The organism is Variovorax sp. CCNWLW186 (assembly GCF_037203865.1).
In the GTDB taxonomy this organism is placed as follows: domain Bacteria; phylum Pseudomonadota; class Gammaproteobacteria; order Burkholderiales; family Burkholderiaceae_C; genus Variovorax.
The window spans coordinates 38,767-52,583 of sequence record NZ_JBBCBO010000021.1 but is presented as its reverse complement, the minus strand read 5'-3'; the positions used below and the strand labels follow the sequence as shown (position 1 = coordinate 52,583).

Here is a 13,817-nt window from a genome sequence, read left to right as displayed (position 1 = left end):
AACGTGTTACCGAGACGACAACGAAAGGAGCCGTTCGTGCTGAAGGATGACAGGAACCCGAGGGCACTGGCAGCCCTGCCCGATGAAGCCTTGATCGACGCCGTGCAGAGGCAGACCTTCCGCTATTTCTGGGACGGTGCGGATGCCGCCAGTGGCTTGGCGCTCGACCGCCGCACGCTCGTCGGCGCCACGGGCGAAGACCTGGCGGACGAGAGGGTCGCAATCGGCGGCACGGGCTTCGGCATCATGGCCTTGATCGTCGCGGTGGAGCGCGGCTGGGTCACGCGGGACGCAGCGCTGGAGCGCCTGGGGCGCATGCGGGACGCGCTCTTGCGCGCCAAGCGCTACCACGGCGCCTTCCCGCACTTCATGGACGGGGCGAGTGGCGCGACGATCCCGATGAGCCCCAAGGACGACGCGGGCGATCTCGTCGAAACCTCGTTCCTTTGCATGGGCCTGCTGTGTGCGCGCCAGTATTTCAGCGAGGACACGGCCATGGCGCGCCGGTTGCGCGATGACATCGACACGCTGTGGCACGAGGTCGAATGGAACTGGTTTACCCAGGGCGGACAGGATGTGCTGTATTGGCACTGGAGCCCTAACCACGGCTGGGCCATGAACCATCAGGTGCACGGCTGGAACGAGTGCCTCATCACCTACTTTCTGGCGGCGGCCGCGCCACGCCATGCGATCGATCCGAAGGTCTACCACCGCGGCTACGCCTCCGGCCCCGACTTCCTCAACGGCCACTCGTATCACGGCATCGAACTGCCGCTGGGCCCGCCGAACGCCGGCCCGCTGTTCTTTGCGCACTACTCGTTCTGCGGCCTCGATCCACGCGGCCTGAAGGATCGCTATGCCGACTACTGGGATCTGAACAGCCGCCACGTGCAGATCAACCGCGCCCACTGCGTTGCCAATCCTCGGGGCTATGCGGGCTACGGCGAATCGTGCTGGGGACTGACCGCGAGCGACGACCCCGACGGCTACCTTGCGCACGATCCGAACAACGACAACGGCACCATCTCGCCGACGGCCGCACTGGCCAGCCTGCCGTACGCGCCGGCCGAGGTCATGCGGGTGTTGCGGCATTTCCTCACCGCGCATGGCGAGCGGGTGTGGAGAGACTACGGCTTCGTCGATGCGTTCTGCGAGCAGCGAGGATGGTTCGCAGACACCTATCTTGCGATCGACCAGGGGCCGATCGTCGTGATGATGGAGAACCATCGCACGGGCCTTTTGTGGAAACTGTTCATGAGCGTGCCTGAAGTGCAGGCCGGGCTGCGGCGCCTGGACTTCAGCAGCCCGCATCTCGTGCCGCCGGAAGCATGAAGTCCAGGGCGTCGAGCCTGCAAGACCCGGCTTTCGAGTCCTGGCTCGAAACACAGCTGCGCCATTCGGCGGCGGCGATGCTGACCAGCATCTCGCCGGTGTCGATCGTCAAGCATCGCCCGGGCTTCGGCCAGACCATACGCCCGCTTGCCGGCGCCATCGTCGCCTCGCCCATCCTCGCCGACTACAACCCGGACCCCGACTACTTCTTTCATTGGTTCCGCGATTCCGCGGTCGTCATCGATGCACTGCGCCTGCTCTACGCCGAAGGGCGCGTCGGCGATGAAGCCCTGCAGCACCTGCGCGACTTCACTCGCTTCAGCCTCGACTTGAACCGGCTCGACGGCCGCGCGGCTGCCGCGGTGGAGGACCGCAGCGCGTGCGTGGCCCCCGAGCTCCTGCAGTACCTGCGCGAGGACCATGACCTTGCGAAAGCTTTCGGCGACCTGGTGACCGCCGAGACACGGGTGAACCCCGACGGCACGCTCGACGTCTGCCGATGGAATCGCCCCCAGCATGACGGCGCGCCGCTGCGCGCGCTGGCCCTGCTGCGCTGGGCAGCCGGCGGGCACCTCGACGCGCCGCTGCTGGCGGAGGTTTCCAAGCTGATCCGCTTCGATCTCGACTTCACGCTGCGTTATTGGCGCGAGCCGTCATACGACATCTGGGAGGAAGAACTCGGCCACCACTACTACACACTGCGCGTTGCAGGGGCCGCGTTGACCGAAGGCGCGGCATGGCTGGAGGGCTTGGGCGACACGGCGCTGGCGCAGCGCTGCCGGGATGAGTCGCAGGCCGTGCTGCGGCTGCTCGACGACTACTGGGTCGATGAACGGGACGGCGCGGCGCACGGCTACTACCGCTCACGCGCACTGGTGGATGGGCGGCCCGGTCCGAAGGCGCTGGACATCGCGGTGATCCTGTCGGCGATCCACAGCTCCGGCACCGGGGACGCACACGGACCGTCCGACCCGCGCATGCAGGACACGCTGGTGCGCCTGGACGCGCTGTTCGATGCGGCCTATCCGATCAACCATGGCCGGGGCGCAGGCCGCGGTGCGGCAATGGGTCGCTACGGCGGCGACGTGTACTACTCGGGCGGCGCGTACTACTTCTCGACCCTCGGCGCCGCCGAGTTCTGTTTCCGCGCCGCGGCGGCGATGGGCGGCGATGCACGCCATTGGAACGAGTGGATGGGGCGCGGTGACGCCTACCTCGCCACCGTGCGCGCGTACACGCCCGCCGGCGGCGATCTGTCGGAACAGTTCGACCAACGCAGCGGCGCGCAGACCTCTGCGAAGCAACTGGCATGGAGCCACGCCGCGTTCATTTCGTGCGTCTCGGCGCGTCGCATCGCGGCCGCTGCCTGCGAGGCGTCGCAGTAGGCAATGAGCGCGAGGCCGGAGAACCGCGTCGAGCCGGCCGCAAGGACCGGCTTCTTCCGCCAGGTCAGCGAGCTGCTCGGCGCCTTGCGCGTGTCCCCGGTCGCGAGGACGCTTGTCGCGCTGATGGCCGCGATCGTCGTGGTCGTCGCGCTCACGGCGTATGGGCAGATCGAGCTCAACAGCTGGAACAAGCCGTTCTACGATGCAATCTCGCGTCGCGACCTGAACGAATTCGTGGTGCAGGTCGGCGTCTTCGCGATCATTGCGGGTGTGCTGCTGGTCTTGAATGTCGCGCAGAGATGGCTGGGCGAAACCTTGCAACTGAAGCTGCGCGAGGCCGTGGTCAAGGACCTGGTAGGGCTGTGGCTGCAGCCCCGCCGTGCGTTCTGGCTCCAGGCCAGCGGACCGATGGGGGCCCACCCCGACCAGCGCATGCACGACGACACGCTGAAGCTGTGCGATCTGTCGGTCGCCCTCGGCGTAGGTCTGTTGCAGGCAGCGATGCTGTTCGGCAGCTTTGCGAGTGTGCTGTGGGTCCTCTCCAAGGACTTCAGTCTCTTTTTCGATGGCAGGGACCACGTGCTGCCGGGCTTCATGCTGTGGGCGGCCATCGCTTATGCGATCGCCGGGTCGCTGGTCACTTACTGGGTCGGCAACGGCCTGATCGCGCGCAACGCCGAGCGCTACGCGCGTGAAGGCGAACTGCGCTTTTCGCTGACGCGCATCAACGAGCATCTCGACGGCATCTCCCTGGCGGGCGGCGAGGCCGACGAGAAGCGCCGCGTCGCCATGCATTTCGGTGACGTCTTGCGCGCTACCTCTCGCGTGGTGCTCGGCCTGACCAACCTGACCTGGGTCACCGCAGGCTTCGGCTGGGTCACCATCATCGCGCCGACGCTGGTGGCCGCCCCCCTCTACTTCTCCGGAAAGGTTTCGTTCGGTGGCCTGATGATGGCCGCCGCGGCCTTCACGCAGGCTCAGTCGTCGCTGCGCTGGTTTGTCGACAACTTCAGCATCATTGCCGACTGGCGCGCCACGCTGCTGCGAGTCGCCGACCTGCGCCGGATGCTGGCGTCCGATCTGGAGGCACAGGCAGGCGGCAGCCGCATCGCCTATGAGGAGGGCGAAGCCGAGGCGCTCGCGATCGAATCGCTCGAGGTTCGCTCCTGGAGCGGCCACGACCGGCTGGACGCCCCGGAGCTCGTTGTGCACCGCGGCCAACGCGTCTTGATACTCGGCACACCGGGCACCGAGAAGACCTTGCTGTTCCGGGCGCTCGCGGGCCTTTGGCCCTGGGGCTCCGGCACCGTACGCCGGCCTGCCGGCGAAGCGATCCACTACATGCCGCGCGGCACGCCCTACATTCCCCGCGGCACGCTGGCCGAGGTGCTGTCGTATGCGATGGAACCGTCGAGCTACCCCAGAGAAGCCATGGTGGCCGCACTGGCGAGTGTGGGCCTCCAGCGCCTGGAACCCTTGCTGAACAAGACAGCTCGCTGGGAACGTGAGCTCAGCATGGACGAGCAGTTGCGCCTGGGCTTCGCCCGGGTGGCGCTGCAGGCACCGCCCTGGCTGGTGATGGACGAAGCCTTCGGCGCGTTCGACGACGACACGCTCGAACTCATCATCGATGTTCTGGGCAAGCTCACGCACACGGGCGTTGTCCACATAGGCTCGGCCGGACAAGCGCACGACCGGCTGTTCACGCAGGTGGTGCATCTGGTCAAGGCACCCAACGCCGTGCCCGAGGAGCAGCTACCATGAGACGCCCCGAGTCGACCTTCAGTCGTGCGCGTCGCGCCCTCATGCGGCTGATTCCTGCGCTGCCCGCGTGGGCCTGGGCCGCGGATTTCGGCTTCCGGCCACCGCGCGATCCTGAGGATGCCACCGCGGCGGACCTGATGCGCGACCTGGCCCAGCGCATCCTGCCTGTGTACCAGGAGGCGGACACCGACGTCTTTCTGGCCAACCTGGCCGCCCTGCAGATCGTCAGCGGTGCCTATCGTGCAGCCTCCGACAGCAGCGCGTCACTTCGCAGCCGCCGCAAAGGCAAGCCGTTCGACGACCTGGTCCAGCGTGCGATCCTCGACGGTATCTATGCGCGTGCGCGCGCACTCGAAGCGGACGCGCGTCTCGGCTTTGCCGAAGCCTTCGCGCGCGCGTTTCAGGAACTGGTGTCGCCGCTCGACAACGCGCAAGCCCAGGCCATCATGGCGCGGCTCGAGATCCCGGCGGCCGTGTACAGAGAGCCGCTGCGCCAAGCTTTCGATCTGTGGCGCGCGAAGGGCAGCCTCCCGCAGGCCGATGCGCTGGCGCTCGTGCGAACCTGGCATTCGTACCAGTCGCGCCGCAGCTTCGCTGCGCTGCTGCCCGAATTGCTCGCGGCGGAAAACCGCGCCCGCTACGTGGCGGAGACCGACCTCAGGATTCCGGTGCGCGGCGGTGTCATCTTCGCGAGCCTGGTTCGGCCCGGCCGCACGAGCGATGCTCTGCCGACGCTGCTGCGCTTCACGCTCGACCCCGCCGAGGACGACGCCCATCGCAGCGCCGTCAAGGGCTACGTCGGCGTCACGGCGTACGTGCGCGGACGCATGCCCGACGGCACGGGCGCCGTGTGGCCGTTCATCCGCGACGGCGAAGACGCCGCCGCCGTCATCGACTGGATTGCCCAGCAGGCGTGGAGCGACGGCCGCGTCTGCATGCTCGGCGACGGCTACTCCGGCTACGCCGCCTGGGCCGCCGCCCGCTTGAGACCGGCCGCCCTCAAGGCCATCGCCACCATCGCGCCGATGGCGCCGGGCATCGACTTTCCGAAGGCCGGGCAAATCTTTCGCAACGCCATGGTCCGCTGGGCACAGGAGCATGCGAATGCCGAGCCGCTGCGGGCCGGCCCAGACGCCAACCCGGACGCGACATGGCAGGCACTCGACGCGCGGTGGTATCGAGGCAATCGCCCTTACTGGGACATCGACCGCGTCCTGATCGGCAAGCGCAGCAGGCTGATCCGCACCTGGCTGACGCACCCCAGCCACGATCGCTACTGGCAGAAGTTCCTGCCGTCGGCGCAGCAGTTTGCGCGCATCGACATCCCGGTGCTCAGCTTTGCCGGCTACTACGGCGCCGACGCCGGCGCGCTCTACTTCCACCAAGAGCATCTTCGCAACCGCCCGCAGGCCGACACGACGCTGCTGCTCGGCCCCTACGACGCGGCCTCGGTCCGGCTCGGCACGGCGCCGACGCTGCGTGGCTACACGCTGGACCCCGCCGCACGCGTCGACCTGCCCGAGCTGCGCTTGCAATGGTTCGACCACATCCTGAAGGGCGCGAACAAGCCTTCTCTGCTGATGGACCGCGTCAACTACCAGGTGATGGGCGCGGACCAGTGGCGCCATGTGCCGGCGCTGGACGCGCCGAAGCGCACCCCGCTACGCCTTTACCTCGACACCCGCGAGCGCGACGAACCGCACCGCCTGTTGCCGACGGCGTCCGAAGGCGGTGGCAACGCGCGGCTTTCGGTCGATCTGGCCGATCGGCGTGACGTGCGCATCCCGTGGCCGGACGCGCTGCGCGCAAACCAACTGCCGACGCGCAACCGCATCAGCTTTGCCAGTGATCCGCTCCTGGAGGACACCGAGATCGTCGGTAGCCTGCGCGGCGTGTTCGACATCACGCCCTCGCGCCAGGACGTGGACTTCAACGTCTCGGTGTACGAGCAGACGGCAAGCGGCGAATACCGGCTGCTGTTCGATCCCTACGACTTCCGCGCCAGCTACGCCGCCAATCGCGTGCGCCGCAGGCTTCTGCGGGCCGGCGAACGTCAGCTGCTTGCGTTCACCGCCGAACGCGTGACGGCGTGCAGGCTGGCGGCAGGCAGCCGCATCGTGCTGCTGATTGGCCTCAACAGGCGCGCCGACCGGCAGGTCAACTACGGCAGCGGCAAGGACGTGAATTCGGAAACCATCGCCGACGCGAAGTGGCCTGTGCGCGTGCGTTGGCACGCGCGCAGCTACGTCGAGATATAGACCGGCAAGCCTTGATTGCCCATCGTGTCGTCGGGGCCCTTGTCGCTCGCGGTGCCGATAACGACGCCTTCGCAAGGCGCCAGCACCAGAGGCCCCTGGATGAACCCGGCGCGCGCAGCATCGGTCGATGCCAGCACGATCGGCTGGCGCGGCGTCAACGCCGGCGAGATCGGCGCCGAGCTGGTACCGAAGTTGAGGAGCACCACCAGCCGCTGCCCTTCGCCGTTGCGCGCATAGGCGAGCACCTCGCCCTCGGTTTCAAGCGCTTCATAGTTGCCCCGGTTCAGCGCAGGCTGCCTGCGGCGCAACGCAATGAGGCGGCGGTAGAGCGTCAGCATCGACCCTGCGTCGCGTGATTGCGCTTCCACATTGTTCGTGGGCCAATCGGACGCCAGGCGCAGCCACGGCGTACCGGTCGTGAAGCCCGCGTGCCCTTCGGCGCTCCACTGCATGGGTGTTCGCTCCGGGTCGCGGCCCAGGCCCATGCCGGGCTTGTTCTTCTCGAACGGGTCCTGCACTTCATCGGTGGGAATGGGAACATCCGTCATGCCGATCTCGTCGCCGTAGTAGAGCGTTGGCGTGCCGCGCAGCGTGAGCAGCAGCATGGCCGCGAGGCGCGCCATCTGTGGCCCGACGCGGCTCGCAATGCGGGATCTGTCGTGGTTGCCCAGCACCCAGTTCGGCTGGGCACCCGCGGGCAGGGCGGCTTCGTAGTCGCGCACGAAGCGGTCGATGCGCGCCGCCTGCCACTCGGTCGCAATCAGCTGAAAGTTGAAGGGCAGCTGCACGCCTTCGAGCACACCTTCGGCGTTGAGTCCGTAGTAGGCGACCAGGCGCGCGAGCGGCAGGTAGAGCTCGCCAATCAGCACGCGCGACGAGCGTGTGTCGCTGAACGCGTCGACCACCCGGCGCATCTCGGCCACGATGGGCTGCACCTCCGGCAGGTCCGTGTTGTAGAGCATCAACCAGCGAAAGAACGGGTCTTGGCCCTCCACGAAGTCCGGATTCGGCGGGTTGTCGCGGAACTGCGCGTCCTTGATGATCTGAGAGAGCACGTCGACGCGGAATCCGTCGACGCCGCGCCGAAGCCAGAAGCGCAGCACCTCGTACATCGCGGCTCGCACTTCGGGGTTGCGCCAGTTGAGGTCGGGCTGCTCCTTCAGGAACGAATGGGCGTAGTACTGGCCGGTGGCCGGATCGAAAGCCCAGGCCGGCCCGCCAAAATTGCTGAGCCAGTTGTTGGGCGGCCCGCCGTCCGGTGCCGGGTCGCGCCAGATGTACCAGTCGCGTCGCGCATCGCTGCGCGCGCTGCGGCTCTGCACGAACCACGGATGACGGTCCGACGTGTGGTTGGGCACGAAGTCCAGGATGATCTTGAGCCCCCTCGCGTGCGCCTCCTGCACCAGCGCATCGAAGCCGTCCAGCGTCCCGAAGCGCGGATCGACGTCGCAAAAATCGGAGATGTCGTACCCGAAGTCAGCCATCGGCGAGGGATAGATCGGCGAGATCCAGACCGCATCGACGCCGAGCGAAACCAGATGATCCAGCCGGGCGCGAATTCCCCCCAAGTCTCCGACGCCATCGCCGTTGCTGTCCTGGAACGAACGCGGATAGACCTGATAGACGATTCCGCACTTCCACCAATCGTCGGCTGACATCTTGATCCCCTCATGTCGGTTTCGAGCGGGTTTATTGTCTCTACAAAGTGGGCTGGGGATCACGACGCTGTGACCCAGACCTTTCAGCGAACCACCGCAATCAAAGCCATCAGATCGGAATGGTGTTCGCGATCCCCTCACGCAGCCGCTGGCGAGATCGCCGAGCACACACGATTACGGCCACCCGCCTTGGCCGCGTACAGCGCCTTGTCCGCGGCTTGGATCAATTCCTTGGGCTGCTCTTTCTTGGCTGAGGGACTGAGCGCATCTACGCCGGCGCTCAACGTCACGAATCCATCCGTGGTGCCTGCATGTTCGATGTTCAGATCTCGCACGGCGCTGCGGATGCGCTCGGCCAGAACCGCGGCTCCGGCCACATCGGTGTTCGGCAGCAGCACCGCGAGCTCCTCTCCGCCATAGCGCGCCGCGAGGTCACCCGGACGGTGACCTGCGATCTTGGCGACTGTGCGGCCGATGGTCTGCAGGCACTCATCGCCTGCCGCGTGGCCGTAGATGTCGTTGTACTGCTTGAAGCAATCCACATCCATCATGATCAACGCGAGGGTGCTCGCATTGCGTGCAGCGCGGCTGAACTCGTTGTCCAGCGCCACGTCAAACTGCCTGCGGTTCGCGAGCCCCGTCAAGCCGTCTTCCATGGCAAGGGCGTTAAGCGTTTTGTTCAAGGTTTCCAGTGCATCGCGTGCCTGCCGCAACTCGGCCTCAGTACGGATCTGGAGCTGGAACTGCCTCACAAGCCGCCAGCCGATGAAGCCGATGATCAGGGTCAGCAGAAAGACGCCACCCGAATGCCAAAGCGTCTCGCGCCACCAGTTGGCAAGGATCTCGTCCTTGGACAGCGCTGCGACGACGAAGAGCGGATAGTTGTCCAGGCGCTGGAAGCTGTTCAATCGCGTGACCCCATCCTGCACCGACTTGATGTAGGCGATGCCAACCGGGCCTTGCGTGGTGTAGGTGCGGAAGAGTTCGGTTTCGCGCATGTCTCGGCCCACGGCGTCGGAGCTGTAGGGCCGCCGCGTCATCATGGTTCCGTTCTCATGCACCAGGGCAACAGCGCCGGCTTTCCCGATGTCGAGGCTGTCGTAGAACTTCGAAAAAAAGCCCACGTGGATCGTCGCGAGCGCCACGCCGGCAAAACTGCCGTCCGCATGGTTGATGCGCCTGGAAACCGGAAGCAGCAACCTGCCGGTGGTTCGGCTCTTTACCGGTATACCGATGTGGGGACCGCGGTACTCGTGCGTTCGATGGAAGACGAAATATTCCCTGTCCGCGTTGTTCAGGTTCTCTGGCGCGGTGCGACGCGAGTTCGCGACCCAGTCGCCATTCTTGTCGTAGATGTGTACGCCGTCGAGCTGCGGAAGTTCGGCGACACGCATGGCAAGCACCTTGCGAAACCGGGCCACATCTTCTGGATCGGTGCCATCGTGCTCCACGCGCTCGACCACGCCGACCAGCACCGTGTCGGCCTTCTTGATCGCGTCGTCTGCCTGCTGCGACATGGCCCGCGCAAGATTCGACGTGGCCACCCTCATCTGCTCAAGCTGATCGGAGCGCGACTGCCAGCTGTTCCAGCCGTCGATCGCCAGCAGGATGGCGCAGACGACGACCACGAAGGCGGTCGTGCGAAAGGCGATTGAAAGTGGATGGAGCATTCGTGCAGCGGCGTCGACCGCCGAGCCTTGGTCGCACTTTGACACATATGCACCAGAATTGAAACTGCTCCATTGCTTTCATCGTCCTTTCATTTTTTCAAGCAAAGTTGTTTGCGGCGGCAATGGTCTTGGGCTCCAGGAAGGCCTCCATGCCAAAGACGCCAAACTCCCTGCCGATGCCCGACTGCTTGACGCCGCCGAACGGTGCGCTCAACTCGGGGACGATGCGGTTGACCAGCACGGTGCCGGCGCGCAGTTGCGAAGCCACGCGCAGAGCGCGCTCCGGCTGCGACGAGAACACGTACGCCTGCAAGCCGTATGCGGAGTCATTCGCGATGGCAATGGCTTCGTCGTCGTCGCCGTAGCCGATCGCCGAGAGCACCGGGCCGAAGATCTCCTGGCGCGCGATGTCCATGTGGTTGTGCACACCGGCAAACACGGTGGGCTGCACGAACCAGCCTCTGCCAAGGCCGTTCGGGCGGCCTTCGCCGCCGGCCACGAGCATTGCGCCCTGCGCGAGCCCGCGGCGAATGAAATGCTGCACGCGCTCGAACTGCGCCTTGCTCGCGAGCGGCCCGATGGCCGTGGCAGGGTCGCGCGGGTCGCCCACGCGCATGGCGGCCACGGCTGCCTGCAAGTGTTCGATGGCCTCGGCCATGTGCACGTGCGGAACCAGCAGACGGGTGCCGGCCACGCAAGCCTGTCCGTTGTTCATGAAAGCGGCATTCAGCGCCATGGGCAGCACCGCCGCCAGGTCGGCGTCGTCGAGCACTACGGTGGCCGACTTGCCCGAAAGCGCGAGGCTCACGCGCTTCATGGTGTCTACCCCCGCGCGCGCAATCAGCTTTCCGGTCTGCGTGGACCCGGTGAACGAGATTTTCGCGATGTCCGGGCTGGTGGAAATCTCGTCGCCCACGTCGTTGCCGCGCCCGAGCAGCACGTTGAAGACGCCGGCCGGCAAGCCCGCGTCATGCAGCGCCTCGGTGACGACCTGCGCCTGCAACGGGCCCAGCTCGCTCGGCTTGATGACCGAGGCGCAGCCCGCGGCAACGGCCGATGCCAGCTTGCTGCAGATGCTTCCGGCGGCGGCGTTCCAGGGTGCGATGAGGCCGGCAACGCCGACCGGCTCCATCACCACAGTGGCCTCGCCCAGGCGGCGCTCGAAGGCGTAGTCGCGCAGCGCCTGCGCCGTGGTGGCAAAGCACTGCGACGCGTAGTTGCTCACCCACTGCGCACGGGCGAGCGGGCCGCCGTACTCCTCGATGGTGGCATCGCGGATCTGATCCGTGCGCGCCAGCACGGCGGCTTCGAGCTGCCTGAGCATCTCGATGCGCTGCGCCTTGGTGCTGGCCGCAAGCACGGGCTGCGCGCGGTTCGCGGCGGCAATCGCGCGCTTCGCATCCTCGCGGTTGGCGAGCGTCACGGTGCCGATGGTTTGCTCGGTTGCCGGGTTGGCGATCTCCAGCCGCTCGCTGCCCTGCACGGGCACGAAGGCGCCGTCGATGTATGCGCGGTCGATGCTCCACATGGGGTCCGCTCCTTCACCCGCGCGCCACGTCGATCACGGCCTTGGCAAAGGCTTCGGGCGCTTCCTGCGGCAAGTTGTGGCCGATGCCGCCGCTGACCAGCCGATGCTCGTAGCGGCCCGAGAACTTGCTCGCATAGGCGCTCGGCTGCGGATGCGGCGCGCCGTTGGCATCGCCTTCGAGTGTGATCGTCGGCACGCCGATCACCGGTGCCTTGGCCAGCCGGTCCTCGAGCGCTTGGTACTTGGCCTCGCCATCGGCCAGGCCAAGGCGCCAGCGGTAGTTATGGACGGTGATCGCCACGTGGTCGGGGTTCTCGAACGCCATGGCGCTGCGCTCGAACGTGGCCGCATCGAAGTTCCACTTGGGCGATGCAAGCTGCCAGATGAGCTTGGCGAAGTCGTGGCGGTTCTTCTCGTAGCCCGCGCGGCCGCGCTCGGTTGCAAAGTAGTACTGGTACCACCACTGCAGCTCGGCCTCGGGCGGCAGCGGGTTCTTGCCGGCCGCCTGGCTGCCGATGAGATAGCCGCTCACCGACACCAGCGCCTTCACGCGCTCGGGCCACAGCGCGGCCATGATGCACGCCGTGCGCGCGCCCCAGTCGCAACCCGCCACCGTGGCGGTCTTGATCTTCAGGGCGTCCATCAGCGCAATGATGTCGACGGCGACGACCGATTGCTGCCCGTTGCGCGGTGTGTCCGCCGAGAGAAAGCGCGTGGTGCCGTAGCCGCGCAGATACGGCACGATCACGCGGAAGCCCGCGGCGGCAAGCTGCGGTGCAACGTCCACGAACATGAGGATGTCGTAGGGCCAACCGTGCAGCAGGATCACCGGCGCTCCGTTGGCCGGCCCGGCTTCGTAGTAGCCGATGTTGAGGCTGCCGGCTTCGATGCTCTTGAGTGGCTCGAGCCGCCTGGCACTGCCTGCGCCCGTCGATTGAGCGAATGCGGGCACCATCGAAGTCAGCTGCACGGCGGCCATGCCGAACGCGGCCTTGGCAAGAAAAGAGCGGCGGGGCAGCTGGAGCGAAGCGGTCATTTGAAATTCCTTTCAGGGGTAGGTGATGGCAATCTGGAAGAGGGTTTGTCAGCCGGATCGATGCGCATCTCCCAACTGATGAAAGCGATTGTTCGGCGCTGAGGTCGCGGTGCGAGTGGCTTTCGTATGCCTCTGTATCCACGCCGGTTTTGCCAACAATAAATTTCAAACCGCCGCAACCGGGCGAGGAGTGATGCGCCACTCGTTCGCAAGGTAATGTCGCAAATCCCTCCGTAGACACACAGGCATACAGAGAACGCCTGCCGGGCTGCATGCGCTCCTAGACTCGACGCGGCCGGCTATCCAGCCGACCTTTTATTCAACGTCGAGCAAGGAAAAAATCGTCATGACAAAGTTCTCCCGCCGCATCGGCATGGCCCTGATCGCCGGCGCAGCAGGCCTGGCCGTACTCGTGCCACTTCAGTCCCTTGCGCAGCCGGCCGTGAGCGCGCAGCAGCAGGCAAAGCCCACGGTGGTGCTCGTGCATGGGGCGTTCGCCGATTCGTCCAGTTGGGACGGCGTAGTGCGCGGCCTGCAGGCGCGGCACTACCCGGTAATTGCCGCTGCGAACCCGCTGCGTGGCCCCAAGTTCGATGCAGCGGCCGTCGCGAGCGTGGTCGATTCGATCAAAGGGCCCGTCGTTCTCGTCGGCCATTCGTATGGCGGATCGGTCATCTCGGCGGCCGCCAGCGGAAAGACCAATGTGAAGGCGCTGGTCTTCGTCGCGGCGTTCGCGCCTGATGCGGGCGAGACGGCGCTCGGCCTCACCGGAAAATTTCCGGGCAGCACGCTCGGCCCGACGCTCGCACTGCCGGTGCCGCTGCCCGACGGCGGCAAGGACCTGTACATCCAGCAGGACAAGTTTCCCGCGCAGTTCGCAGCCGACGTGCCCGTTGGCAAAGCGCGCCTGATGGCCGTGGGGCAACGCCCCATTGCCGAGGCGGCACTGAACGAGCCTTCTTCCGAGGCACCGGCGTGGAAGTCGGTGCCCTCGTGGTCTGTCTACGGCAGCGGCGACAAGAACATTCCGCCCGCGGCCCTGGCCTTCATGGCCGAGCGCGCGAAGTCAGTGAAGACCGTCGTGGTCAAGGGTGCGTCGCATGTCGTGATGACGTCGCATCCCGATGCGGTGGCAAAGCTGATTGCCGAGGCGGCATCGGCGCGGTGAGGAAGGCGCCTGGTCCGC

9 protein-coding genes are annotated in these 13,817 nt (G+C 66.4%); 5 read left to right on the top strand and 4 right to left on the bottom strand.

What is annotated here, in order from left to right; all coding sequences use genetic code 11:
- The first annotated feature begins 36 nt into the window (after window positions 1-36).
- Genes V9K97_RS21505 through V9K97_RS21490 form a run of 4 tightly spaced genes read left to right on the top strand, consistent with a single transcriptional unit; the run spans window position 37 to window position 6,739 of the window.
- Window positions 37-1,332 carry a glucoamylase family protein gene (locus V9K97_RS21505; RefSeq protein ID WP_258503362.1) on the top strand — a complete coding sequence of 432 codons (1,296 nt, stop codon included), beginning with the start codon at window positions 37-39 and terminating at the stop codon, window positions 1,330-1,332.
- Window positions 1,329-2,717, top strand: a complete 1,389-nt coding sequence (locus V9K97_RS21500) for a glycoside hydrolase family 15 protein (RefSeq protein WP_258503360.1) — start codon at window positions 1,329-1,331, stop codon at window positions 2,715-2,717. Before V9K97_RS21505 ends, V9K97_RS21500 begins: the two co-directional genes overlap by 4 nt.
- A 3-nt stretch (window positions 2,718-2,720) precedes the next feature.
- A complete protein-coding gene (locus V9K97_RS21495; RefSeq protein WP_258503359.1) occupies window positions 2,721-4,481 on the top strand; it encodes an ABC transporter ATP-binding protein/permease in 1,761 nt (586 codons plus the stop codon).
- The gene (locus V9K97_RS21490; RefSeq protein ID WP_337320533.1) at window positions 4,478-6,739 is read left to right on the top strand and encodes a CocE/NonD family hydrolase; all 2,262 of its coding nucleotides are present in this window, start codon (window positions 4,478-4,480) and stop codon (window positions 6,737-6,739) included. The genes V9K97_RS21495 and V9K97_RS21490 overlap by 4 nt, the downstream gene beginning before the upstream one ends.
- Here V9K97_RS21490 and V9K97_RS21485 read toward each other — a convergent pair.
- The 4 genes from V9K97_RS21485 to V9K97_RS21470 form a co-directional block, all read right to left on the bottom strand.
- Entirely contained in the window at window positions 6,724-8,397 is a 1,674-nt protein-coding gene (locus tag V9K97_RS21485; protein WP_337320531.1) for an alpha-amylase family glycosyl hydrolase, read from the bottom strand. The genes V9K97_RS21490 and V9K97_RS21485 overlap by 16 nt on opposite strands.
- A gap of 137 nt (window positions 8,398-8,534) precedes the next feature.
- Window positions 8,535-10,067 (bottom strand): sensor domain-containing diguanylate cyclase, encoded by a 1,533-nt coding sequence (locus tag V9K97_RS21480; RefSeq protein ID WP_337320529.1) that lies wholly within the window; start codon window positions 10,065-10,067, stop codon window positions 8,535-8,537.
- A gap of 97 nt (window positions 10,068-10,164) precedes the next feature.
- Window positions 10,165-11,595 (bottom strand): aldehyde dehydrogenase family protein, encoded by a 1,431-nt coding sequence (locus V9K97_RS21475; RefSeq protein WP_337320527.1) that lies wholly within the window; start codon window positions 11,593-11,595, stop codon window positions 10,165-10,167.
- Between the two features lie 13 nt (window positions 11,596-11,608).
- A complete protein-coding gene (locus V9K97_RS21470) occupies window positions 11,609-12,631 on the bottom strand; it encodes an alpha/beta fold hydrolase (RefSeq protein ID WP_337320525.1) in 1,023 nt (340 codons plus the stop codon).
- Window positions 12,632-12,977: 346 nt separating this feature from the next.
- Here V9K97_RS21470 and V9K97_RS21465 point away from each other — a divergent pair, with 346 nt between their 5' ends.
- Window positions 12,978-13,799, top strand: coding sequence for an alpha/beta fold hydrolase (locus V9K97_RS21465; protein ID WP_337320523.1), 822 nt, complete (start codon window positions 12,978-12,980; stop codon window positions 13,797-13,799).
- Window positions 13,800-13,817: the final 18 nt, after the last annotated feature.